This window comes from Candidatus Rubrimentiphilum sp. (genome assembly GCA_035710515.1).
Lineage (GTDB): Bacteria > Vulcanimicrobiota > Vulcanimicrobiia > Vulcanimicrobiales > Vulcanimicrobiaceae > Rubrimentiphilum.
This window is the reverse complement of sequence record DASTDE010000001.1, coordinates 431,249-454,325: the sequence shown is the minus strand read 5'-3', so window position 1 is coordinate 454,325 and position 23,077 is coordinate 431,249. Positions and strand designations below refer to the sequence as shown.

At 60.4% G+C, this 23,077-nt stretch carries 24 protein-coding genes; 15 read left to right on the top strand and 9 right to left on the bottom strand.

Annotated features, from left to right (window positions below):
- Positions 1-65 precede the first annotated feature (65 nt).
- From VFO29_02265 to VFO29_02250, 4 genes are read left to right on the top strand one after another with little or no spacing between them, the layout of a single operon-like run.
- Entirely contained in the window at positions 66-1,364 is a 1,299-nt protein-coding gene (locus VFO29_02265; protein ID HET9392338.1) for a hypothetical protein, read from the top strand.
- A 21-nt stretch (positions 1,365-1,385) separates the two neighbouring features.
- Complete coding sequence (locus tag VFO29_02260; GenBank protein ID HET9392337.1) at positions 1,386-3,425, top strand: elongation factor G; 2,040 nt, start codon at positions 1,386-1,388, stop codon at positions 3,423-3,425.
- A 4-nt stretch (positions 3,426-3,429) separates the two neighbouring features.
- On the top strand, positions 3,430-5,100 hold the full coding sequence (locus VFO29_02255; GenBank protein ID HET9392336.1) for a peptide ABC transporter substrate-binding protein: 1,671 nt from the start codon (positions 3,430-3,432) through the stop codon (positions 5,098-5,100).
- Positions 5,088-5,639, top strand: a complete 552-nt coding sequence (locus VFO29_02250) for a phosphoribosyltransferase family protein (GenBank protein HET9392335.1) — start codon at positions 5,088-5,090, stop codon at positions 5,637-5,639. The genes VFO29_02255 and VFO29_02250 overlap by 13 nt, the downstream gene beginning before the upstream one ends.
- A 552-nt stretch (positions 5,640-6,191) precedes the next feature.
- Here VFO29_02250 and VFO29_02245 read toward each other — a convergent pair.
- A complete protein-coding gene (locus VFO29_02245) occupies positions 6,192-6,587 on the bottom strand; it encodes a peroxiredoxin (GenBank protein ID HET9392334.1) in 396 nt (131 codons plus the stop codon).
- Between the two features lie 48 nt (positions 6,588-6,635).
- The gene (locus VFO29_02240) at positions 6,636-8,231 is read right to left on the bottom strand and encodes an NAD-binding protein (protein ID HET9392333.1); all 1,596 of its coding nucleotides are present in this window, start codon (positions 8,229-8,231) and stop codon (positions 6,636-6,638) included.
- Here VFO29_02240 and VFO29_02235 point away from each other — a divergent pair.
- The gene (locus tag VFO29_02235) at positions 8,230-8,808 is read left to right on the top strand and encodes a class I SAM-dependent methyltransferase (GenBank protein HET9392332.1); all 579 of its coding nucleotides are present in this window, start codon (positions 8,230-8,232) and stop codon (positions 8,806-8,808) included. The genes VFO29_02240 and VFO29_02235 overlap by 2 nt on opposite strands.
- Positions 8,809-8,811: 3 nt before the next feature.
- On the opposite strand, the gene VFO29_02230 is transcribed toward VFO29_02235, so the two are convergent.
- The 3 genes from VFO29_02230 to VFO29_02220 are packed head-to-tail and all read right to left on the bottom strand — an operon-like array spanning position 8,812 to position 11,466.
- A complete protein-coding gene (locus VFO29_02230) occupies positions 8,812-9,600 on the bottom strand; it encodes a thiazole synthase (protein HET9392331.1) in 789 nt (262 codons plus the stop codon).
- Between the two features lies 1 nt (position 9,601).
- Positions 9,602-9,802, bottom strand: coding sequence for a sulfur carrier protein ThiS (gene thiS / locus VFO29_02225; protein HET9392330.1), 201 nt, complete (start codon positions 9,800-9,802; stop codon positions 9,602-9,604).
- An 11-nt stretch (positions 9,803-9,813) separates the two neighbouring features.
- Positions 9,814-11,466 (bottom strand): electron transfer flavoprotein-ubiquinone oxidoreductase, encoded by a 1,653-nt coding sequence (locus tag VFO29_02220; protein HET9392329.1) that lies wholly within the window; start codon positions 11,464-11,466, stop codon positions 9,814-9,816.
- Positions 11,467-11,521: 55 nt separating this feature from the next.
- Between VFO29_02220 and VFO29_02215 the strand changes: the two genes are divergently transcribed.
- Positions 11,522-12,151, top strand: a complete 630-nt coding sequence (locus tag VFO29_02215; protein ID HET9392328.1) for a hypothetical protein — start codon at positions 11,522-11,524, stop codon at positions 12,149-12,151.
- Positions 12,144-13,496 carry an MBL fold metallo-hydrolase gene (locus tag VFO29_02210; GenBank protein HET9392327.1) on the top strand — a complete coding sequence of 451 codons (1,353 nt, stop codon included), beginning with the start codon at positions 12,144-12,146 and terminating at the stop codon, positions 13,494-13,496. The genes VFO29_02215 and VFO29_02210 overlap by 8 nt, the downstream gene beginning before the upstream one ends.
- 255 nt (positions 13,497-13,751) lie before the next feature.
- Here the strand turns inward: VFO29_02210 and sixA are convergent, their stop codons facing one another.
- Together sixA and VFO29_02200 are read right to left on the bottom strand one after the other, a co-directional pair.
- Complete coding sequence (sixA, locus tag VFO29_02205; protein ID HET9392326.1) at positions 13,752-14,228, bottom strand: phosphohistidine phosphatase SixA; 477 nt, start codon at positions 14,226-14,228, stop codon at positions 13,752-13,754.
- Positions 14,229-15,470, bottom strand: a complete 1,242-nt coding sequence (locus VFO29_02200) for an FAD-dependent oxidoreductase (protein ID HET9392325.1) — start codon at positions 15,468-15,470, stop codon at positions 14,229-14,231. It lies immediately after the preceding gene.
- 41 nt (positions 15,471-15,511) lie between these two features.
- On the opposite strand from VFO29_02200, the gene VFO29_02195 reads away from it, so the two are divergent.
- Positions 15,512-15,844, top strand: a complete 333-nt coding sequence (locus VFO29_02195) for a hypothetical protein (GenBank protein HET9392324.1) — start codon at positions 15,512-15,514, stop codon at positions 15,842-15,844.
- Entirely contained in the window at positions 15,841-16,026 is a 186-nt protein-coding gene (locus tag VFO29_02190) for a hypothetical protein (GenBank protein HET9392323.1), read from the top strand. Before VFO29_02195 ends, VFO29_02190 begins: the two co-directional genes overlap by 4 nt.
- A 6-nt stretch (positions 16,027-16,032) precedes the next feature.
- Here the strand turns inward: VFO29_02190 and VFO29_02185 are convergent, their stop codons facing one another.
- Positions 16,033-16,860, bottom strand: a complete 828-nt coding sequence (locus tag VFO29_02185; protein HET9392322.1) for an energy transducer TonB — start codon at positions 16,858-16,860, stop codon at positions 16,033-16,035.
- Positions 16,857-17,666 carry an energy transducer TonB gene (locus VFO29_02180; GenBank protein HET9392321.1) on the bottom strand — a complete coding sequence of 270 codons (810 nt, stop codon included), beginning with the start codon at positions 17,664-17,666 and terminating at the stop codon, positions 16,857-16,859. The genes VFO29_02185 and VFO29_02180 overlap by 4 nt, the downstream gene beginning before the upstream one ends.
- 63 nt (positions 17,667-17,729) lie before the next feature.
- Here VFO29_02180 and VFO29_02175 point away from each other — a divergent pair, with 63 nt between their 5' ends.
- From VFO29_02175 to VFO29_02150, 6 genes are read left to right on the top strand one after another with little or no spacing between them, the layout of a single operon-like run.
- A complete protein-coding gene (locus VFO29_02175) occupies positions 17,730-18,755 on the top strand; it encodes a thiamine pyrophosphate-dependent dehydrogenase E1 component subunit alpha (protein HET9392320.1) in 1,026 nt (341 codons plus the stop codon).
- An 11-nt stretch (positions 18,756-18,766) separates the two neighbouring features.
- A complete protein-coding gene (locus VFO29_02170) occupies positions 18,767-19,795 on the top strand; it encodes a thiamine pyrophosphate-dependent dehydrogenase E1 component subunit alpha (GenBank protein ID HET9392319.1) in 1,029 nt (342 codons plus the stop codon).
- Entirely contained in the window at positions 19,786-20,790 is a 1,005-nt protein-coding gene (locus VFO29_02165; GenBank protein HET9392318.1) for an alpha-ketoacid dehydrogenase subunit beta, read from the top strand. Before VFO29_02170 ends, VFO29_02165 begins: the two co-directional genes overlap by 10 nt.
- A 2-nt stretch (positions 20,791-20,792) precedes the next feature.
- Complete coding sequence (locus tag VFO29_02160) at positions 20,793-22,175, top strand: dihydrolipoamide acetyltransferase family protein (protein ID HET9392317.1); 1,383 nt, start codon at positions 20,793-20,795, stop codon at positions 22,173-22,175.
- A 1-nt stretch (position 22,176) separates the two neighbouring features.
- Complete coding sequence (locus VFO29_02155) at positions 22,177-22,593, top strand: VOC family protein (GenBank protein ID HET9392316.1); 417 nt, start codon at positions 22,177-22,179, stop codon at positions 22,591-22,593.
- Positions 22,575-23,075 carry a GNAT family N-acetyltransferase gene (locus tag VFO29_02150; protein HET9392315.1) on the top strand — a complete coding sequence of 167 codons (501 nt, stop codon included), beginning with the start codon at positions 22,575-22,577 and terminating at the stop codon, positions 23,073-23,075. Before VFO29_02155 ends, VFO29_02150 begins: the two co-directional genes overlap by 19 nt.
- Positions 23,076-23,077: the final 2 nt, after the last annotated feature.

Sequence of the window (23,077 nt, the reverse complement as noted above, 5' to 3'; positions counted from 1 at the left end):
ACGGGCACGCCAAAGGCGAGCACAAACCATTCGCCGAGGAGCGTCCCATCGCGTACTCCGCACGCATGCTCTTCTTGTGGTTCTATCATGCGTGCCAGCGCGGCTCACCGCGCTTCATGATGGTCTCCGACCATATCAACTATCTGACGTTCGAAGATCCCGGCGCCGTAAACACCGTCAGGCGCGCGCTCAAGCTCGCTGAAGCGGGCGATCTGTACGGCGCAGCCGAGACCGCCGGCGTTGACGTCGCGCACGCCGCCACAGTCTCCGAAGGCTTGCGCCGCGGGATGCGCTTTTCGATCGGCGCCGAGATCGACAACGATCCGCGCGCCAGACCCGACGCCCAAAACATCGTCGATGCAATGCGCCCCGACGGCATGATTCGCTCCGTACACTTCTTGACGATCGAGCATCCGGAAAAGGGTCCGGACTGGCAGTGGCCGTTTGACAATCCCGAGTTCAAGGATCTCTTCGCGGTCGTGGGCACGCAAAAAACGTGGGAGATGTACATTGCGAAGCTGATCGACGACATCGAAAAACTTCCGGGACAGATCGTCGGGCACATCTACGCGCCGGCCACATTCGGAAACTGGCCGGACATGAAGCGTCTCGAGCAATATGAGAACCGCGTGCTGGACGCATGCGCCGCGCGCGGCCTGGCGATCGAGATCAACACGCGCTTCCTCTACCGCGATCACCCGCACGATCAAAAACAAAAGTACCGCGAGTCGCTCGTGCGCCTGCTCAAGAAAGCCAAAGCCAAGGGCGTCGGAGTTGCAGTCGGCTCCGACGCGCACAGCCCCAAAGATCAGGGCGCCGGCTTTGAGATCGTCCTCAAATTGCTGGACGAAGCGAAGATCAACGAGCTCGTCTTTCCGGTCGCCGGTAGACTGGCGCGCGTTGCGCTCCGCGCCACCAAAGAGCATTTACAAAAAGTCATGTCGCGCGAGCCCAGCGTTCAGGCCGGCAGCAGCATCACCGGATATAGCCGCGCCGAATTGGGTTTGCCCGAACGCGACGAAGCCGAAGAGCGCGCGCTGCGCCGCAAACCGCGCCGTACCGCCGCCGCGAGCAAACGCGTCAGCCCGCCGGCCCGCGCAACAAAACGCCCCGTCAAACCGCCGCGCAAACTCGTCGCCGCCAAAGCCGCCAAGCCGCCGAAGCCGGCCAAAAAAGCCGTGCCGAAAAAGAAAGCTGTAAAGAAACCCGTTAAGCCCATCAAGAAAGCAAAAGTTACCAAGAAGCCTGCGCCAAAGATTGCGAAGGCCGCTCCCAAGAAGAAAGCTGCTGCTCCCAAGAAAGCGGCGCCAAAAAAAGCGGCGCCCAAAGGCAAGAAAAAAGCTCCCGCACGTAAACGACGTTAAGCTCCGAAGGAGACCTTCCCCATGACGGACATTTCGCGCGTTCGTAATATCGCCGTCGTCGGAACCCACCACGCCGGCAAAACTACGCTGGTCGAAGCCATTCTTTCGCACTGCGGCGCGATCGGCCGCAAGGGAGCCGTAACCGACGGAACCAGCACGACCGACCACGAGCCGGAGTGCATCGGTCACGCGCAGTCAACCACGGTCGGTTTCGCGCACTGCACGGCCGATGGCATCGACATGACGCTCGTCGACTGTCCCGGCTTCATCGATTTCTTCGAAGAAACGAAACTGGCGATCTCCGGCTGCGACGCCGCGGTCATCGTGCTGGACGGCGAACCGTTGCGCGTCCCGCAGACGCAGGCGCTGGTTGATTTCATCGAGTCGCGCAAGATGCCGCATCTGTTCGTCGTCAACAAGTTGGACCGCCCCGGTTCGGATTTCGCGCGCACGCTGGAGGCGCTGCAAAACGCTTATGGCCGCCACGTAGTTGCGGAGCAACTGCCGATCGGGACTGCGGAAAACTTCAAAGGCTACGTGGACTTGGCGGCGAGCAAGGCGTTCGCTTATGACGGAGCCGCCGAAAAGGACAGCGAGATCCCGCCCGACATGCAAGATCGCGTCGCGCAAGCGCACGTGCAGTTACTGGAAGCGATCGCCGACTTCGACGACCATTTGATGGAAGAGCTGCTCGAAGGCGTCGAGCCGCCGCTCGAAGAGGTCGAGAAAGACCTCTGCGTCGAGTGCGCGCACGATCAAATCATTCCGGTGCTGGTTGCGGCCGGACTTCCCGGCTACGGCGTTTCGGCGCTGGTGCGTGCGCTGGAAAAATGGTTCCCGTCGCCGGCCGATGCGCCGGTACTCGACGCCGAGGGACGTCCGATCGAACCAAAAGCCGACGGTCCGGTCATCGCACAAGTGTTTAAGACCTCGATCCATCCGCAGTCGGGCAAACTTTCGATCGTGCGAGTCGTTTCGGGCACGCTCAAATCCGATGCGACGCTGACGAACATCAGCAAGGGCAGCGAGAAAGTGCGCTCCGGCGGACTCTATCGGTTGCAAGGTAAAAAGGCGGAAGCCGTTCCCGAAGCGGGCCCGGGAAGCATCGTCGCGATCGCGCGCATGGAAAGCGTCGCCACCGGCGACACCCTGACGGAAAACAATTTCAAAGTGCTCTTGCCGCGCGTGCAAGCCGGCGAGCCGGTCTTCGCCGTTGCGATCCGTCCCAAAGAACGCATGGACGAAGCCAAGATCTCGCAGATGCTCGCGCGCATCGTGGACGAGGATCCGTCGCTGCGTTTGGATCGCGCTCCCATCACGAACGAACTCTTGCTGATGGGCAACGGCGAACAGCACGTCTCGATTGCGGTCGAGCGCCTTACGCGCAAGTACAAAGTCGAAGTGGTCACCGCACCCCCGATGATCCCGTACCAAGAGACGATTACGGCGGGTACTGAGGTGCACGCGCGCTACAAGCATCAGACCGGCGGACACGGACAGTTCGGCGACGTCTGGCTGCGCTTTGCGAACCAAGACCGCGGCCACGGCGTTACCTTCGAAGTGAAGATCGTCGGCGGCGTCGTTCCGCGCCAATTCTTCGGCGCGGTTGAAAAAGGCGTGCGCGAAGCGCTCATGCACGGCAGCGTGGGCGGCTATCCGGTCACGGATGTGCACGTCGTCTTATTCGATGGCGCGTACCACGACGTCGACTCGAGCGAACAGGCCTTTAAGACCGCGGCCGGCATGGGCGTACGCGACGCGCTGCCCAAATGCAACCCCGTGGTGCTCGAGCCGATCGTGCACGTCGCGGTAACCGTTCCATCGAACTACACGTCGTCGGTCATGCAGCAGCTGACCGGCAAACGTGGTCAAATTCTCGGAATGAATCCGGCCGACAAGCCGGGCTACGATACAGTTGAGGCCTACGTGCCGCAGGTCGAACTTGCGCGGTACATCACCGAATTGCGTACGGCGACCCAGGGTTTGGGAACATACTCCTGGCGCCACGAGCGCTTCGACCCCGTCCCAGGGAAGTGGACTGCTCCGAAAGCTGCGGTATAAACATATGAAACACTTTGTCGCCGGTCTTCTCGTTGTGGCGATGCTCGCCGGGTGCACGAAAACCAGCACCGGCGTCACTGCTAACAATTCGCTATCGTGCGGTGCGCCCGCCGATCCGCCCGCGCCCACCGCGACCCGCGGGACGCTGCGCATCTCGATTCAGCAAGACATCAAGAACCTCAACCCGCTGCTGAGTTCGAACACGACCGACGGCATGATTATGTTCCTGGCGTTTCTGCCGCTCTTGCACGCAAACCCGAAAGGGGAACCGGTCGCAACCGCGGGGCTGGCGTCGGAAGTGCCAACGCTCGAAAACGGCGGCATCAGCAAAGACGGCCTGACGATCACCTATCATCTGCGCAAGAACATCAAATGGACTGACGGCGTTCCGGTCACGAGTAAGGACGTCAAGTGGTCGTGGCAAGCGATCATGGACAACAATAACAACATCATCTCGCGCCACGGCTATGATTTCGTCAAGAGCGTCGACACGCCCGACGACTACACGGTCGTCGTGCACCTCAAGCGGAAATTTGCTCCGATCATCAATACGTTTTTCGCCGACAGCGACCAGCCGTATCCGGTCGTGCCCGCGCACGTGCTTTCGAAGTACCCGAATATCAATACGATTCCGTTTAATTCGGCTCCGACCGTCAGTGACGGACCGTTCAAGTTTGTACAGTGGGCGCACGGCGATCACATCACCTATGCGGCCAACGACAACTTCTTTGCAGGCAAACCCGGGCTGGCAAAGATCATCATAAGAGTGGTGCCCGACGAAAACACGATGCGGTCGATGCTGCAGACGCACGCGCTCGACTGGATGTTCGAGGCATCGCTCTCCAACTATCCGGAAGTCAAGAACATTCCCGGCGTCTGTTTGGCCTGGGTTGATGTGAACGGCTATGAAGACGTGCAGCTCAACGTCGAGAAAGGCAAGACGCTGAACGACATGCACGTCCGTCGCGCGGTCGCCTATGCGATCGACAAGCAGCGCATCGTCGACACGCTGACTTTTGGTCAGACGCGCGTCGCCGTGGAAGATCAGCCATTCTGGATGTGGTCCTACTATCCGGACGTGCAGAAATATCCGCCCAACGTCGACGCCGCCCGCAAAGAGCTCTTGGCTGCCGGCTATAAGCCGCGCGCCGACGGCATCATGATGAAAGGCGGGCAACCTCTACAGTTAACGCTGGTCAGCAACAACAGCAACGTCACCCGCCGCAAGAATAGTATCGAGATGCAGCAGATGCTGCGCAACGTCGGCATCGACGTCCAAATCAAGTACTATCCGGGCGACGTGCTCTTTGCGCCCGTCGGCGAAGGCGGCATCCTGCAAGGCGGCAAGTTCGACTTGAGTCTCGCGGGCTGGTATGCGGGAATCGATCCGGACGATGCCTCACAATACGCTTGCGCCAACGTGGCGCCGCTCGGGTACAACTATTCCCGCTACTGCAACCCGGATATGGAAGCCGCGCAAAAGATCGCGCTGAACAACTACGACCGGCCGACGCGTAAGAAGGCGTATGACTTGATTCAAACCTACCTGGCGCGCGATCTTCCGGAGATCTTCCTCTACGATCAGCGCGCCATGCATCCCATCAGCATCAACTTCAAAGGTTTTGCACCCAATCCGGTGACCGAATCCTGGAACGCCTGGCAGTGGAGTATCTAGGCTCCAGCGACTCGCTGGGGCGTCTCCCTGATCTCAACTGGCTGCGCAAGATCATCGTCGAGCGCGCGCTGACCCGCGGGGATTACCAGCTTTCGGGCGGCACGCGCAGCGACTACTACATCGACAAATTCCGCCTCTTCTCCGACCCGCACGTCCTGCGGCGGATCGCGCGGCTCTTCGTGCCGGTCATCGCTGACGTCAATCCGGATTTGATCGGCGGCACGGAACTGGGCGGCGTTGTGATTGCCACTGCGGTGTCGCAACTGGCGAATCTGCCGATGATCGCCGTACGCAAGAAACCAAAGGGCTACGGCGCGTTTGCCGGCGAGTATGTTGAAGGCGCATGGGAGCCGGGACAAAAGGTGCTGCTACTCGAGGACGTGGTCACAAGCGCGCGCGAGTTGCTAGCGGCCAAGGATCGCCTGGAAGAACTCAAACTGCAAGTGACCTGTTGCGCTGTCGTAAGCCGCGGCCTCGCTCCGGTGCGTGCATTATTGCAATTCTCACTTCCGCGGAGCGACGCTAAGACCGAGAACTAACGCCCCGGCGCAGCGAACGCATCGCTTGTCATCGTGAGGTATCGAACGACCCTGAGGTATCGAAGGGCGAGGGCTTCTTCATTTGCATATTTCGCCCGGTAGGCGCATACTCAGGGCTTGCTATACGCACTTTTATTCGCGATAGGCGCGATCGCCACAACCCTTCCGGTTGCTCACTACGGCTCGCAGTGTCCCGTTACGGGGCGCGACAGCATGTTCGTCGGGCAAGGCCTCGCTCAAGCAGGCCCGCGTATAGGCATCGTAGCCGATCTCAAATGGATTTCTCCCGCTGGCACATATCCTTCGCTCGTAGCGATGATCGGAACGCTCAAAACCGGCCAAACCTATGTCTTTCCTTACGAGGGGCAAATCATCTTCACGGTTCCGGGGTCGAGAGCGGGGGACATATTTGGTTATCTCGGCCAAAATGTTTCGACGTCAGTTGCTGTCACGCGCGCGATTCGGCGGCTTCAGATATTGAAGCCGGCTTATAAGAACGCGGCGTTCATTGTTCACAAGTGCTTCGACAAACCTTGGGACGGCAAGACGTACCTAAGGTAAAGAGTTGTAAACGTCCTCGGCGTGGCCGGCAACGCTAACCTTCGGCCACACTTTGCGGATCGTGCCGTCCGCGTTGATCAGAAACGTCGTGCGCGCGTCCACGCCAAACGCATCGTACATCTTGTGGTCCGTGTCTGCGATGAGCGGAAACGGCAACGAGTATTTGGCCTTGAATTTTTGATGGCTGGCGACGGAGTCTTTACTAACTCCGACAATCTGCGCGTTCTTCGCCTTGAACCGGTCGATGGCGTCGCGAAACTGCGAGCCCTCGCTCGTTCAACCCGGTGTGTCGTCTTTGGGATAAAACCATAAGACGAGCGGCTTGCCGAGCAGCTCGCGGGTGTTGAATTTTCTGCCCTCGTCGTCAACGACGTCGAGCTCCGGCATTTTGGCGCCTTCAGTTAGCATGGAGGAGATATTCCCAATTGCCAGCGGCTAGTCCGCCTTGAACTGCGAGAGGGGCACGATGTAGAGCAGCCGGTCGTCGGGCTCCATCTCGGCAAAGTCCCGAATCGGGCGCAGCCTTCCGGCTCCCCACGCGTATAGCGGAACTGTCCCTTCGGCGCGCGGAAGGCGGTCCGACGCGCTGCGCACACCGACGTTGAAGCTCTCGCCTGCAAAAGCCACGCGACCCCGCGTCCCAGGGAAACGCGCCAGGCCCGCGATCATCGGAGCCGTGAGTTCGCTCGCCGAGAACGATTTGGCAATATTGAAGTTTCGTTCGATGAGGCGCGAGAAATCCGGATCGTTAATTCGCACAACGACCGGAATCTGCGGATTTTGCACGAGCGCTCCGAGGGCAGCCTCGAGATTCGAAGTATCGCTGTCCGTAACGGCCACAAAACTCAGCGCCGAATCGAGGTCGCAGAACTCCAGGGTGTCGTCGCTTGTCGCATCGCCGGTAAGCAAGTCGATACGCCGCGTGCGAGCCAGTTCGAGCACCAGCGTATTCGGGCTTTGTTCGAGCACGACAACGCGCTGCTGCATGCCGAGCAAGAAGTCGACCACGCGCGTCCCTGTGTTGCCCGCACCGCACACAACGACGTGATCCTCGGCGCGAACGCGGCGCAAACCTTGCAGCGCGGTTTCCTGTGCGCGGCTGAACGCAGATGCGATCGATGCGATAAACACGCCGGCGATTGTGACGCCGCCGAGCATTACCGCCATCGCAACAAAGAGCGAGAGGGTTCCGCCGTGCCGATTATAGGGCGTGATGTCGCCATAGCCCACCGTGAACATCGTTGATGCCGTAAAGTACATCGCCTCGATGAACGAGAGGTGCAGTTGGAACGTGAAATATAGCGAGCCGGCCAGAAAGAGCAGAAAGGCAAACGCAAACGTGTAGATGAGCAGCGGCTCGTAGCGCGCCGCCGCGCGGAGCATGTCTGCGAGCCAAGCGCGCCGCCGGCGGAATTGCGGACGAGCGCTGCGCCGCCGCCGCCATGCGTGCTGGAGCGTCTCCATCGGACCGAAGGCCACGATGCGATCGTCGCGCGAGATCGCGACCGAGCGCTCCGGCGCGACGACGTCGTTCACCGTTACGACGCGCACTCCTAAGCGGCGCTCGACTTCGCCCACGGTCGTGTCGCGCAAGCCGAAGTCGCGCGCGAATCGCTCCGAAAACCCGAGCAGCGGTCCGTCCACGTCCGGAAACTGTAATGCGTAAACGCAAGCGGGATCGACCGACGCGCCCGCATACGTCGCGGCGGCGTGGGCCGCCGGGGATATCGCCGAGCAATCCGCAAGGTTCTGCTCGATCTTGTGCCCCAGCGCGCGATTGAACTGGCGCAGCACGATGCGGATCTTCGGGTTGATCTCGCGGGCCTTGAGCGCAATCTGCAAATTCAGCCGGTCGTCGCTGGAGACCGGGATAATACACACCGCTTCCGGCACGCCCGCCTCGCGCAGCGCATCGTCGCCGGCGGGCCAGAGCTGAACGACGTCGTGGCCGCGCGTCGCGCGCAGTTCGTCGCAGACGCGCAGGGCAAGGTCATCGCCGCCAACGACAATAATCAAAGGCAGCTCACGCATGAGCGAATCTTCGGCAGGCGACGAGAAGCTCCGCCGCGCACATCCGCTCGCGATCTCGCTGATCGCGCGACTGCGCACCGTTCCGCACGCGCGGATTTTGGAGATCGGCGCGGGCAGCGGCCGCAATACCGAAGCGTTACAGGCGGCCGGTTTTGAAGTCGAAGCCCTGGCCGACGACGCGCCGCTTACGGCTCGCGAGGAATACTACGACGGCGCGCTCAGCACCCACGCGCTGCTGCACGGAACTCCCGGGACTGTCGCCGCCACGCTCGATTCGGTGGCGCGCAGCCTAAAACGCGCCGCGCCCCTTCATGCCACGTTCGCCTCAACGCGCGACGCGCGATTCGGCAAGGGCATCCGAATCTCGAAACACGTCTTTGCCGCCGAGGACGGCGATGAGGCCGGCGTCCCGCACGTCTATTTTACAAACGAGGAATTACGCGCGCTTTTGGGGGGACGATTTAGCGTCGAATCCATTCAGGAAACTGCCGCCGATGACATCATCGGCCAATGGGCACACGCTCAGCCACTTCACGGCGTGATGCATTGGTTCGTGCGAGCTATTCGCAGTTCTTGAAACTTACGAGCTAGGTTCTACGCTGATTAAATCGCGCATCGGGCTCGACGCGTTGGCGTAGAGCCGCTTCTCCATCCGGCCGGCGAGAAATGCCAAGCGTCCCGCTTCAATTGCGCGTTTCATTGCTTCAGCCATGAGCACCGGCTCTTTGGCGGCGGCAATTCCGGTGTTCATGAGCACCGCATCGACGCCTAACTCCATCGCAATCGCCGCATCGCTGGCTGTTCCGACGCCGGCGTCCACGATTACCGGCACCTTCGCGCGCTCTTTGATGATGCGAATCGAATACGGATTGCAAACTCCAAGGCCGCTGCCGATCGGCGCTGCCAGCGGCATCACGGCGGCGCAGCCTTCTTCTTCAAGTTGCTTGCATGCGACCGGATCGTCGATCACGTACGGCAGCACGGTGAATCCGTCGCGGACGAGTTCTGCTGCGGCCGCGAGTGTTTCGCGTGTGTCGGGATAGAGTGTGTCGGCGTCGCCGATCACTTCAAGTTTAATCAAATCCGTTTCGACGAGCTCGCGCGCCAATTGGGCCGTCAGCACGGCCTCTTTCGCGCTATAACATCCCGCCGTATTCGGCAAGATTGTGTAACGCGTACGGTCGATGTAATCCAAAAGGGTCTTGCCGCTCTTGTCATCGAGGTTGATGCGGCGGATCGCAACGGTCACCATTTGCGTGCCGCTGGCGGCGTGCGCGGCCTGCATCACGTCCAGCGACGGGTACTTTCCCGAGCCGACAATGAGCCGCGACGTAAATTCGTGCTTTCCGATTCGCAGGATGTCTTGCATGCTATCCACCGGCCACCGCCCGGATGATCTCGATGCGATCGCCGTCTTGCACGACTTCTTCCGGAAACTCGGCGCGCCGCACGACGCGATCGTTCTTGGCAACCGCGATGCCGCGCTCCGGCGCCGAGATGTGCGCCAGCAAGGCCTTCACCGTCAGTCCGTCGGGAAGGTCGCGCGGCTCGCCGTTAATCGTCGCCTTCATCACTCGACCGTTTACATATTGGTGTAGACTGGGCCCTCCCCGCCTTGTGGGGGAACCCAAGTGATGATTTGGTACGGGTCCATAATGTCGCATGTCTTGCAGTGCACGCAATTCGTAAAGTTAATCTGCAGGCGGCCTTCAACGTGCCCGTCCTTCTTTTCGTAAAACGGCTCGTAGACTTGCGCCGGGCAGAAATACTGGCATGGATTCCCGTATTCGACCGTGCAGCGATCGCGGCAGATATCGAAATCCGCGACCTTCAAATGGCTGGGCTGATTCTCGTCGTGCGTTACGCCGCTGTTGTAGACGTCCGTCAGTTTTCCAAACGTCACAACGTTATCGATCTTCGCGCGCGGCGTCTCCTTAGGTTTGTAGCCGGCTTTTTCCATGCGCGCGTAGCCGGCAGTTCCGTGCAATTGGTTCTTGACGCCGAACCCGCGTCCGCCGGTCACCATGCCGAGGCTCACGTTCAGCATACCCGCAATCAGGCCGCCCTCGAAGCCTTGATGGAAATTGCGCGCGGCGAAGAGTTCTTTGTAGGCCCACGAGTCTTTGAATTTGCTTTCGATCGTAGAGAGCTGCTGAGCACTGTAATTTCCGGCTTGCACGGCCTCAAAGATCGTTTCGGCCGCAAGCATCCCCGATTTCATCGCCAAATGGATGCCCTTCAGTCGCATGCCGTTCAAGAACCCGGCCGAGTCGCCGATAATCAGCAGCCCGTCGCCGTACATACGCGGCATCGCAAAGAGTCCGCCCTCGGGAATTGCTTTGGCGCCGTAACGAACGAGTTTGGCGTCTTGCAGCAGCGCGCGAACCGCAGGGTGCAGTTTGAAACGCTGCAGTTCGTTTTGCGGGTCGGTGGTCGGGTTGCGGTAATCAAGTCCCGTCACGAAGCCGACGTCGAGAATGTCGTTCTGCATGCCGTAGATGAAGCCGCCGCCGAATGTCTCGGACGGCAGCGGGTAGCCCAGCGTATGAATCACGCTGCCGGGCTGCACGCGGCCGGGCGGACATTGCCAGAGTTCTTTGATACCAGCGGCGTACACTTGCGGTTCTTTTCCGGCATCGAGCTTCAAACGCGGCGTCGCCTGTTTTACCAACGTCCCGCGCGGACCTTCGCCCAGCACGACGATCTTCGCAAGGATGTCCGCGCCAGGTTCGTAGTTTGGTTTCGGATTGCCGTCCTTGTCCAAACCCTTGTCTCCGATGCGCACGCCGATCACGCGATCGCCGTCCCACAACAACTCTTGACCCGGAAACGCCGGAAAGACTTGTGCGCCGGCCGTTTCAGCCTTTGCGCCCAACCACTTGACCATCTTCTGCAGCGATGCAACGTACTTGCCGCGATTGTTGAGCATCGGCGGATTGATCGGCGCTCTGATCTTCGACTTTTCGGTAAGGAACCAGAGTTGATCGCTCGTGACTTCGGATTCAACCGGTGCTTCGCCGCGCCAATCCGGCAAAAGCTCGTCGAGCGCTTTCGGATCCATTACAGCGCCGGAGATCCCGTGACTGCCGATCTCGCCGCCCTTGTCGATTACGAGAACTTCCAACTCGCGGCCGGCAGCTTTCGCCAGCTGCATCAATCGAATCGCCCCCGCCAGACTGGCCGGGCCGGCGCCCACGAAGAGCACGTCTACTTCGAGCGATTCACGTTCCGGCATGGAATCGCGTTTCGCGGGCGGACGAGTCCATACCTTAGCCGAATCTGCGCGTCACGTGAAAATACAGATTGGCGTGATGGGGTCCGCCGGAGGCTCCATTACCGACGCCGAGCTGGCGCTTGCAGCCCGGCTCGGACGGCGAATCGCCGAACGCGACTGCACGATCGTCACGGGCGCCTGCCCGGGCTTGCCGCACGCAGCCGTGCTGGGCGCACATGAAGCCAACGGGATCAGCATGGGCGTTTCGCCGGCGCTCTCGCCCGAGGAGCACGTGAACGTCTACGGCTCGCCGCTGCAGCCGTACACCACGATCGTCTTCACCGGTTCGGGTTTGATGGGCCGTGAAACGCACAACATCCACAGCTCCGACTTTGTGCTTTTTGTCGGCGGCCGCAGCGGAACGCTCGGCGAGTTCTGCATCGCCTACGACGAAGGCAAACTCATCGGTGTGCTCACCAACTCCGGCGGCATCTCGAATGAATTCTTGCGCATCGCCGCTTTGGTGCAAAAAGACACCGGCTCGATTCTCATGTCCGACGACAATCCGGAGACGCTGGTCGACCGCTGCCTCGACCGGTATCGCAGCGAACCGATTCCGAGCGCGCAAGCCTTCGACCGCAACGCGCAAGTCGTCATGCCGCCGCCGCGTCCGCGTCTGCGCATCGTGCAGGAAACCAATGGCTGAGCTCACGTTTGTCGGCGCGGCGGGAACCGTTACCGGCAGCAAACATCTGCTCAGCAGCAATGGCAAAAGAATCTTCATCGACTGCGGCCTCTTCCAAGGGGCCTCCGACGTCGTCGCCCTCAACAGCGTGCCCCTGCCGGTTCCGCCGGCGCAACTCGACGCGGTCATCATCACGCACGGGCACATCGACCACGTCGGCTACCTGCCGAAGCTCGTACGCGACGGTTTCAGAGGGCCAATCTTTGCGGCCACGCCGACGCGGGCGCTGATGCGCATCGTCCTCGAAGACGCCGCGCATCTTCAGCGCCATTTGCACAAACGCGGTTTTCACCAAGAGCCGTACGCGCCGCCGCCGTTTTACGACGACTCAAACGTGCAGCAAACGATTCAGCAAACAAAAACGATGGAGATTGAAACGCCGTTTCAAGTCGCGGGCTTTAATGCGCTTTACAAAAATGCGGCGCACATCATCGGCTCGGCATTCGTCACCGTCGAGGTCGAAGGCAAGCGCGTGATCTTCTCAGGCGACATCGGGCGCTACAACCGAACGTTGCTGTACGATCCGGCGCCGATGGGCGCGGCCGACGTGCTGGTGTGCGAGTCCACCTACGGCGATCGCGTTCATCCGCCCGACGCGCTCGAACAGCTGGGGCAAATGCTTGTCGCGGGCGTCGCGCGCGGCGGGGCGATCGTCATTCCGGCTTTTGCCGTCGAGCGGTCGCAAGAAATCTTGCTTTCGATCGGACAACTGCAGCGCACAAACCCGCCGCTTGCCAAGGTGCCCGTCTTTCTCGATAGCCCGATGGCCGCAAAAGTGGATAAGCTCTTCGATGACTACCCGACGTGGCACAAACCGGTCGCGTTTGAAACGGATGGGAAGCCTTTTGGCTGTGACAATCTCACGGTCGCGGTGGAAACCGAGCAATCCAAAGCGATTAACGCCGTGAAGGGCCCGCATATCATCGTTTCAGCCAGCGGCATGGCCGCCGGCGGACGCGTGTTGCATCATCTGCACAACCACGTCTCCGATCCGAAGGCCACCGTGCTGTTCGTGGGATTTCAAAGCCCGGGCACACTTGGTTTCTTGATCACCAACGGCGCGAAGACGGTGAAAATTTACGGCGACGTGCTGCCGGTCTGCGCAACGACCGGCATCATTTCCGGCTACAGCGCGCACGCGGATCGCAACGAAATCCAACAATGGCTCGACACATGCACGAGTAAGCCAACTTACTACGCCGTCCACGGCGATCCGGTCTCCGCGCAGTCGCTAGCCGATCTGGTGAAAATGAAATACGGTTGGGATTCGCACGTGGCCGCCCGCGGCACAACAGTGCAGATTTAACGGAGCGCGCGAGCGCTCCCAGTTTGTACGAGCACCTTAAAGGTGTCATCCTGAGCGGCGTTCGCATCGCGAACGCCCGGTCGAAGGGCGCCCGAGCGCAGTCGAGGGCAAGCATGCGGGCTTCGACTACGCTCAGCCGTGGTTCGACAGGCTCACCATGACACTATTAGCGCTCACCATCACACTACTAGCGCTCACCATCACACTACTAGCGCTCACCATGACACTATTGGTGCGCGGCACCACAGTAAAGATTTAGAGCAGCAGTACTTTCGGAGGAATCAGCGCCAGCAATTCACCGACCATGGTTGAGCAGTCCGGCAGCTCGACGCATGCCAAACCACCCTTTTTGAGATTTACCCTGGCTTCACCGATTAACCGGCCAATCGTCGCGCTCATGCTCGGCTCGTGCCCAACAAGCATCAAAGCCTTTGCATCGGCGTGATCTTGCAGAATTTCGGCCAAGCTCGAAATGTCGAAATCGCCGGCGATTCGCTCGTCCTCTTTAATTGTCGTAATCTTGAGCGCGCTCGCCACGATTTCGGCCGTCGCTCTCGCACGAGCGAGCGGGCTCGTAACGATTGCGTCCAGATCCAGATCCAGCTCTCGAATCGCCTTGGCCTCGCGTCCCATCCGTTTGCGGCCATCGTCGGTCAGCGGCCGGTCGTAATCGGTGCCCTTCCAGTCGGCAGGCTCCGCAGCGATCCCGTGGCGTAAGAAATATACTTTCATTTAGTCGTGCGTCCATTCGAGCATCGGCGCCCACTCCGGTTTTGGATAACGCTTCTTGCCTTTAATTGCCTCGACGTACTTGCGCTTGCCGCTGCGGTTGCCTTTGCCAAGAAACAGGCCGCCGACCAAACGGTCTTCCCAGAAGTACAGCGCACGGTACCACTTCTTTTCTTCATCGACCGTGAAGACGGTTTCGATGTCGTCGCGATATTCCGGCGATAGGCCGAACTGCGTGATGGTCTGCCCTTTGAAAAGCAGGCTTGAGTACTCGGGAACGTCGTGGTATTTTTCGCTGCCGCCCATCATGTTTTGCGCCACGACCTTGCCGTGCGCGCCCGCGTTGTTCCAGGTTCCCATGCGATAGCGCATCTCCAGAATCGGATCGTAGAAATCGGCGATATCGCCGGCGGCGAAGATGCCTTTGACGTTTGTCTCCAGCCCGTCGTCGCAGAGGATCCCGTTCGCGCTCGTCTCCACGCCGCTGCCGTCGAGCACTTCGGTGTTCATGCGCAAACCTAGCCCGACTCCGTAGCACTGCGCCTCGATCTCCACGCCTTTTTTCGTGCGAATCTTCTTCACCACGCCGTTGTCGCGGACGAATTCCGAAATCTCGTCGCCGTAGTGCATGTGCACGCCGTCGGTCTTGGCCGCCTCGTCGATCAAGTTGCCTGCGATCCCATCGAGGATGCGCGACAGCGCGTAGGGGCCGCGCATGATCCAATGCGTCTCGACCTTGCGCGAAACGAACGCCTCAGCAAGTTCGTAGGCGATGAACGAGCCGCCGATCGCCACGCCCGCCTTGGCCGTCTCGAGCTCTTGCGAGATCGCCTTGGTGTCGGACATGTACTGAAAGTTGTAGACGTTGGCGCCGTCGTTTCCGGGCGCGGGATGCGGATTGGGGCGCCCGCCTGTCGCGACCAGCAACGCATCATACGGATACGATTTTCCGGCGGCCTCCACGACGTGCTCTTCTGAAACGACCCGCTCGACGCGGGTCTCCAGGTGCAATTCGATCTGGTGTTTTTCATGCCACTCGAGATCGCGCATGATCACTTTCTGCTCGGTGACCTGTTTGCGCAGCATCGGCGGCAGCGCGATGCGGTTGTAGAGCGTGTACGGCTCGTCGGTGAACAACGTGATAGAACACGACGGATCGTGTTTGCGCAGCTGCTCTGCCGCCGTTGTCCCGGCAAAACCGTTGCCGACGATCACGTAGCGTCGAAAATCTCCAACCGAACTCACTAAAGGCCGCCTTTCGCCCCTGAACGAAATCGCTCCCGTAGATGGAAGTGCGGCTCGTGCAGTTGCTGGCTTCATTTATAAGTGTAAGCGCGGACTACGCGCTGGCGCGCCTCGAATTCGCCATGCGCGAACCGGCCGCGCCCTCGCCGCCAATCATCGAACGGCTGCCCGATGCCTCCGAGGAGTCGCTCCGCAGCCGCTGGCCCGAGATCGAAGCCCAATTGGAAACAGCCCTGGCCTACACGAAACACCTTCCCCCCTCACGCAGTAACGACGATGAGAAAGGCGCAACCGGCTGGCTGCGGCGGACGGTCCGGGAATTGGACCAATACGCCCGCGCCATTCGTTGGGTGCTTACGGTGACGGAACGATGAACGACGAGACTCTGGAAAAAGCCAAGCAAAAAGTGAAAGAAGCGCTCGATCAGACGAAGCCGCAGCTCGAAGAAGCTGCCGATCAGCTGACCAAGCTCTTCAAGAAAGGCATCGTCAAAGCCAAGGAAGCTGCGGACGCCGCTTCGCAGTCGATCCGCGACGACATCAACAAACGTCCCTAGCGGACGCTACTGCACAAAGGTCGAGCGCAAGACGAAATAACCCGGCACGTTCTCGCAGAACGCCTTGCCGGGGGCGTATTTCGCTTTGCGCGCTTCGTCCACCACCGCCTGATCGAGCATCGGCGTGCCGATCGGTTCCCATACCCACGCGTCGACGACGCTGCCGTCTCGATCGACTGCGACCACAACGACCGTCGTTCCGGTCGGTCGCGCGGACGGATCGTCGCGTCCGAGAATCGCCGGATAGTGAAACGCTCCAGCTTTAATTGTAACCACGTCGCTGAACGGCTCGGCGCACGTCGCCAGCACCGGCGTGGCAACGGGCGTTGCGGTCAACACGATTGGATCCTTCGAAAGCGGCGGCATCGGCCGCGCCGGATTACGCTTGTCTTTCGGCGAGAAGGGCGTCGGCGAACACGCGACCGTTCCGTACCGGTCCCAATTCAAAAGTGTATCGCCTTTGGCTTCGGCCTGTACCACATACGAGTAGAGCACCGATGCAGCGGGCGGAAACTTAACGATAATATCGTTCGACAAGTAATCTTCGTGGCTGAACGTTGCGCCTTGGTCGCTGTAGTCTTGCTTCAATAGTGTCAGCGCAACGTCGTTAAACGAGATCGCGAACCAGCCTTTGGTGGTTTGCACGCGAATCACGCCGCTCACCGTGCGCGGGCCGATAGCGCCAAGTTTAAAGCGGTACGAAGTCGCGTCAACTTGCGCCGGTTCGCCGACGAGTGTTGCCGGACAGAACTCGGCCGCAGCTTGAGCTCGGGCCTCCGCGACCACGAAAAACGCCGCGAGCACGGCGCCGACGAGCAAGCCGCGGAGCGTCACGGCACTACCTCATAACCAAAATCGATGTCCACCGTACCTACGACGGGAACGCACCGGAAGATAGCCGGCGCATATTGCGCTTTGCTAGCGCTTACTACCGCAGCGGTATCCACCGCCGCGCTCCCGCTGGATTGAGTTACCCGGACATCCGCCACCTTGCCGTCGCTGTCAAGAGAAACGCGCAGCAGTAACTTTGCCTTCAGGCCCTGACTTGTGTCGAAATAGTCCGTCTCCTTGGGTCCCGACTTCGTCTGCCTCGCCCGGCGGTACGGTGTGGCGCAATCTGTTGGCGGTAGATTCATCTTGAAGGTTGCCGGTATGACGTTAATGAGATTCAGCGCAGCTGGAACTGAGGGAAATGGAATCGGAGCGAGGTTTCCGTTTCCGAAGACTGCATCGAATGGGTTGGTCGGGCAAGCGTGCGGCGCGGCGCCGTTCATTCCGATATCGTCGACCCACGCGTACGTAACGTTTAGCGGTTGCGAGAATCCGATCAACAGCGGTTTGGTGATGTTCGGCTGCCCCGCGGACTGCGATTTAGCCGCTACAACGTTTTCAAAATGCACGTTGTAAGCCGCGTCCGGCGTTAAGAGGATTACGTCCCCATTCAATGTTCCCGCGTCGTTCGACCCTAAGATTAGCGCCAATCGCGGCTGGGCGACACGAGGATTCTCCGGCCTGACTGCATCCAGCGAGGCGACGCCTACAATATCCGCATCGCAGAACACCGACGCCGCTGCTTTTCCGTGCGCAAGCATTCCCAGCAAAATACACGCCAGCGCCGCGAGAAGTGCCCTCCCGTTCATTCGCAAACCGTTCGCAGCACCGCGCAGGATTTCCCTAGCGACGCAGGCGAGTACGACCCGTCCATGACTGCGAAAACGGGCGCCGAATCGAAATTCGAACGGCACGGGTTGACCGACGAACAGCTCGTCGCGATGCTGCGTGTGATGATTTTACATCGCACGCTGGAGAATCGCGGCTTCGCGCTCAACCGGCAAGGAAAAATTCCGTTCGCTTCGGCCAGCGAAGGGCACGAAGCAGTGCAAGCGGGCGCGGCGATGGCGTTCGTGCGCGGCAAGGACATTCTGGTTCCGTACTATCGCGATCTCGGGCTGGATCTCGGCATCGGCTTAACGTCATACGAAGTGATGCTCTCGCTCTTCGCGCGCGTCGAAGACCACAGCGCCGGGCGGCAGTTTCCGCACCATTACGCAAGCCGGAAGCTCGGCCTGTATACGATTAGTTCGGTGATTGCGGCGCAAACGTCGCATGCGGTCGGCGCTGCTTACGCCTTGAAGTTAGAAAAAGAACACGGCCGCGCGGTTCTCACTACGTTCGGCGACGGCGCAACCAGCGAAGGCGAGTGGCACGAGTCGGTCAATTTCGCGGCGGTGCACAAACTGCCGATCGTTTTCCTGTGCGAAAATAACGAGTGGGCGATCAGCACGCCGCTTTCGGCGCAAATGGGTCAGCCCGACGTTTGGAAGCGCGCCGCCGGCTACGGCATGCCAGGCGTTAAGGTTGACGGCTTCGACCCCATCGCATGTTATGCGGTCACGAAGGAAGCGCTGGATCGCGCGCGGCACGGCGGCGGCCCGACGCTGATCGAGGCCAAATGCTACCGCTTTCTCTCGCACACCACCGACGACGACGACCGCGCCTACCGCACGCGCGAGGAGGTCGAAGAGCGGCGCAAGGACGACCCGGTTCCGAAGTTCGAGCGGCTGCTGGTCGAGCAGGACGTGCTCACACCGCAGGGCCTCGAGGACCTCAAAGCCTCGATTCTGGCGGAAACCAACGAAGCAACCGACCGGGCCGAGGCCGTCGCCTACCCCCGCCCTGAGGACCTGCTCAGCCGGGTTTACGAGGGTCCGTGGGAGCCGTGGCAATAACTTAAGGTGTGATGGCCAACACCCCAACGCAGACGCGCAAATCGCTGGAACGCCACGGGCTTTCCGACGAGCAACTGAAGACCATCTTCCGCACGATGCTGTTGCAGCGGCAGCTCGACAATCGCGGTTTTCAGCTGAACCGTCAGGGCAAGGTGCCGTTCGCGCTCGGCAGCGAGGGCCACGAAGCGCTGCAAGCCGGCGCGGCCATGGCATTCGCGCGCGGCAAAGATATTCTGGCGCCGTATTATCGCGATCTCGGTTTGTCGATCGGCATCGGCTTAACGCCGTACGAAATCATGCTTTCGATCTTCGCGCGCGCAGCCGATCATAACGGCGGCCGGCAGTTTCCGAATCACTATTCTTCCAAGCGCGCGGGGCTGATGTCGTTCTCGTCGATTTTGGCCGCGCACATTCCGCATGCCGTTGGTGCGGCGTATGCATTGCAATATCGCAAGGAAAACGGACGCGCCGTTCTAGTGACGTTCGGCGACGGCACTACCAGCGAAGGCGAGTGGCACGAGTCGATGAACTTCGCGGCCGTGCACAAACTGCCGATCGTCTTTTTGTGCGAGAACAATCAGTGGGCGATCTCGACGCCGCTTTCGCTGCAGATGGGCCAACCCGACATCTACAAACGCGCCGAAGGCTACGGCATGCCGGGCGAGCAGTTCGACGGATTCGATCCGCTGGCGACTTACGACGCGGTCAAGCGCGCAATGGACCGGGCGCGCAACGGCGGCGGCCCGACGTTGCTCGAAGGCGTCTGCTATCGCTTCCTCGCGCACTCAACCGACGACAACGACTTAACCTATCGCACGCGCGAGGACGTCGACGAGCATCGCAAGGACGATCCGCTGCCGCGCTTTGAGAACTTGCTGCTGGATTCCGGCGTGATTACGGCCGACGAAGTCGCCGCGTTCAAGAAAGACGTGCTGCGCGAAACCAACGAAGCGACCGACAAAGCCGAAGCGATGCCGTTTCCGACGGCCGACGATCTTTACAAACATGTTTACGAAGGGGCCTGGGAACCGTGGCAGTAGCGACTTCTTCCTCGAAGGTGCTCAACAACGTTGAGGCCGTGCGCGACACGCTCTATGAAGCGCTAAAGAACGACGATCGGGTTGTCATTTTGGGCGAAGACGTCGGCGCGCGCGGCAACGTCTTTTTGATTACCAAAGATTTCGCCAAAGAATTCGGCACAGAACGCATCATCGACACGCCGATTGCCGAGGCGTCGATCGTCGGCATCGCGGTCGGCATGGCCATGGAAGGCCTGCGCCCGATCGCCGAGATTCAGTTCGCCGACTTCATCTATCCGTCGTTCAATCAGATCGTCGGTGAAGCCGCCAAGACGCGCTATCGTTCCAACGGGGAGTACACGTGTCCGATGGTCATCCGCACGCCGTACGGCGGCGGCGTGCGCGGCGCGCTTTCGCACTCGGTTTCGGTCGAAGCCCTCTTTTATCACGTCCCCGGCTTAAAAATTGTTGTGCCGTCATTTCCGGCCGACGTCAAAGGCTTGCTCAACGCGGCGATCGACGACCCCGATCCAGTGTTGTTCCTCGAGCACAAGAAAACGTATCGCTTGATCAAGGGCGAGGTGCCCGATGGGCATTACGTCATTCCGATCGGCAAAGCGGACGTGAAGAAAGAGGGCTCGCAGCTGACGGTCGTGTCGTACGGATTGTACGTACACTGGGCGCTCGAAGCCGCGAATCAGCTCGAAAGTGAAGGCATGTCGGTCGAAGTGATCGATCTGCGTTCGGTCCGTCCGATGGATCGGACGTTGATTTTGCAGAGCGTGCGCAAGACGCGCAAGCTGCTGGTCATTCACGAGGACAACAAATTCGGCGGCATCGGCGCGGAGATCAGCGCGATGGTTGCCGAGGAAGCGCTCTTCGATTTGGATGCGCCGATTCGCCGGCTAGCCGCGCCCGACGTTCCCGCGATGGGCTACGCCATGCCGCTCGAGGAAGCGTACATGAGTTCGCCCGCGAAAATGGCCGACGCGATGCGCGACATGGTGAAGTTCTAACGATGCCGACGACGATCACGATGCCCCAACTCGGCGAGACGGTCACCGAAGGTACCGTCGAGCGCTGGCTCAAGAAAGCCGGCGAGCCCGTTGAAAAATACGAAGCGTTTCTGGAAGTTTCGACCGACAAGGTGAACTCCGAAGTTCCCTCACCGATTACCGGGACGATTCGCGAACTGTTGGTGCAAGAAGGCACGACCGTTGCGGTAGGCACGCCGATTGCGGTTATCGACGACGTCGGAGCAGCAAGTAAAGCTGCGCCGGCCACAAAGCCGCCGGAGACGAAGGAAGACCGCGACACCGCGCCGCCCAAGTCGCGCGACGCGATGGCGGAAAGCGCCAACCAAGAACCCGTGCCCGGCTTCAACATTCCGCAACTCGAGGTGAAGTCGGCCGCCGCTTCATCCGGCGCGCCAGCGATGGTCCCACCGCGCAGCAACGGCCAGCGCGAAGAAGCCGCTTTGCGCGGCGTCTCGCCGGCTGTTCGCCGTTTGGCGCGCGAGCATCATATCGACGTTCGCAACGTGCGCGGCTCGGGCGCGAACGGGCGTGTTACTGCGGACGACGTATTAGCAGCTGCGAAGCTCGTTCCGAGCGGTGCCGTTTCCGCGCCGCCGGCCGAAACGCCGCGAACGCCCGCCAAACCGGGCCCCGGCAACACCAGCACGTACGCGGATCCGATTCCGGGAACGACGATTCACCTCAGCAGCATGCGCCGCATCATCGCCGAGCGCATGGTCGAATCGCGCCGTACGGCGCCGCATGCGTGGTCGATGGTCGAGGTTGACGTCACCAATGTCTGGGAGTGGCGCAAGCGCGAGAAAGATCGCTTCGAACGCGACACCGGCGTCAAGCTGACGCTTCTTCCGTTCTTCATCCGCGCGGTAGTCGAATCGCTCGCCGTCTTTCCGTTGATGAATGCAAAGTTCGTGAGCGAAGGCCCGTCGATTTACGTCGAAAAGGACGTCAACATCGGTATCGCAATCGGCTTGCCGGCCAATCTCGTCGTGCCGGTCATCAAGCACGCGGACAAGCTTTCGATCAAGGGCATTGCGCTGGCCGCCGGCGATCTCATCGAGCGCGCGCGAAAGAATAAACTTTCGACCGACGATCTTAAAGAGGGAACGTTCACGGTCAACAACACCGGGGCCAATGGGTCGGTGGCCTCTGCGCCGATCATTAATGCGGGCCAAGCCGGGATCGTTACGATGGAAACCGTCGTAAAGCGCCCCATGGTGCAGGACGATGATTCGATCGCTATCCGCTACATGATGAACTCTTGCTTATCGTTGGATCATCGGGTTGTGGACGGTTACGTCGCGAGCGGCTTCTTAGCGGATCTCAAGAAGCGCCTCGAATCAATGGGACCGCGCGGCGCCCTCTAACATGGCGGCTCCGCCATTTACCATTGAGCGGATCGATCACGTACTGCTCCATGTTAACGGCATGACCGATTCGCTGAAATTCTACGAAACGGTGCTAGGTTGCGCTTTAGAGGGGCGCATGCCGCAGTTCGGCATGGCCGAATTGCGCGCAGGCGCGTCTCATATCGGCCTTGTTGATGTCGACTCAAGTGAGGGAGCGTGGGCCAAAGAGTCCGCAGGCAAAGGACGCAACGTCGATCATGTTGCGCTCGCGGTTGCGCCTAGCGACGTGCGCGCGCTGCGTGAGCACCTCGCCTCAAACAATGTTTCGATCGTCGAAGAGCGCGACGAGGATGGCCCGCAAGGCAAGTCACTGTCGCTCTACGTGCGCGACCCCTCAGGGAATACTATCGAGCTCCTTTGCCAAGCGGCTCGATAGCGTTAAGCGTCTTAAGCGCCGACGACTGGCGCTTATGGCGCGACCTTCGCTTAGAAGCGCTGCGCGAGGCGCCTTATGCGTTCGGTGCGCCACTAAGCGACTGGCAAGGAGCGGGTGACACCGAAGCCCGCTGGAGAGAACGCTTCACTAACGTTCCGCTTAACATAATCGCGCTACTTGATAGCACGCCGGCAGGGATGGTCGGCGCTTTAGTTGCCGATGGGAATACTGTCGAACTTATATCGATGTGGGTTGCGCCGTTTGCGCGGGGACGCGGTGTCGGCGACGCGCTAATTCAAGCAATAGTCCCGTGGGCGGAAAAACAGCACGCCGACCGGCTCGTACTCTCTGTCAGGAATGACAACGCGCGCGCAATCGCGCTTTATGCTCGCCATGGATTCATCGACGCCGGCCCGGATCCGACTATCGCCGGAGGCGAGCCGCCGGAGCGGCGAATGATCAAGTCTCTAACTTTGGGCTAAGC

Excerpts from the sequence above, each read along its gene's own strand:
- VFO29_02255 (HET9392336.1), top strand. The coding sequence starts at position 3,430 with ATGAAACACTTTGTCGCCGGTCTTCTCGTTGTGGCGATGCTCGCCGGG.
- VFO29_02265 (HET9392338.1), top strand. The coding sequence starts at position 66 with ATGCTCTTCTTGTGGTTCTATCATGCGTGCCAGCGCGGCTCACCGCGC.
- VFO29_02235 (HET9392332.1), top strand. The coding sequence starts at position 8,230 with ATGAGCGAATCTTCGGCAGGCGACGAGAAGCTCCGCCGCGCACATCCG.
- sixA (HET9392326.1), bottom strand. The coding sequence starts at position 14,228 with ATGAAAGTATATTTCTTACGCCACGGGATCGCTGCGGAGCCTGCCGAC.
- VFO29_02175 (HET9392320.1), top strand. The coding sequence starts at position 17,730 with ATGACTGCGAAAACGGGCGCCGAATCGAAATTCGAACGGCACGGGTTG.
- VFO29_02210 (HET9392327.1), top strand. The coding sequence starts at position 12,144 with ATGGCTGAGCTCACGTTTGTCGGCGCGGCGGGAACCGTTACCGGCAGC.
- VFO29_02180 (HET9392321.1), bottom strand. The coding sequence starts at position 17,666 with ATGAACGGGAGGGCACTTCTCGCGGCGCTGGCGTGTATTTTGCTGGGA.
- VFO29_02230 (HET9392331.1), bottom strand. The coding sequence starts at position 9,600 with ATGCAAGACATCCTGCGAATCGGAAAGCACGAATTTACGTCGCGGCTC.
- VFO29_02195 (HET9392324.1), top strand. The coding sequence starts at position 15,512 with ATGGAAGTGCGGCTCGTGCAGTTGCTGGCTTCATTTATAAGTGTAAGC.
- VFO29_02160 (HET9392317.1), top strand. The coding sequence starts at position 20,793 with ATGCCGACGACGATCACGATGCCCCAACTCGGCGAGACGGTCACCGAA.
- VFO29_02190 (HET9392323.1), top strand. The coding sequence starts at position 15,841 with ATGAACGACGAGACTCTGGAAAAAGCCAAGCAAAAAGTGAAAGAAGCG.
- VFO29_02170 (HET9392319.1), top strand. The coding sequence starts at position 18,767 with ATGGCCAACACCCCAACGCAGACGCGCAAATCGCTGGAACGCCACGGG.
- VFO29_02220 (HET9392329.1), bottom strand. The coding sequence starts at position 11,466 with ATGCCGGAACGTGAATCGCTCGAAGTAGACGTGCTCTTCGTGGGCGCC.
- thiS (HET9392330.1), bottom strand. The coding sequence starts at position 9,802 with ATGAAGGCGACGATTAACGGCGAGCCGCGCGACCTTCCCGACGGACTG.
- VFO29_02260 (HET9392337.1), top strand. The coding sequence starts at position 1,386 with ATGACGGACATTTCGCGCGTTCGTAATATCGCCGTCGTCGGAACCCAC.
- VFO29_02240 (HET9392333.1), bottom strand. The coding sequence starts at position 8,231 with ATGCGTGAGCTGCCTTTGATTATTGTCGTTGGCGGCGATGACCTTGCC.
- VFO29_02155 (HET9392316.1), top strand. The coding sequence starts at position 22,177 with ATGGCGGCTCCGCCATTTACCATTGAGCGGATCGATCACGTACTGCTC.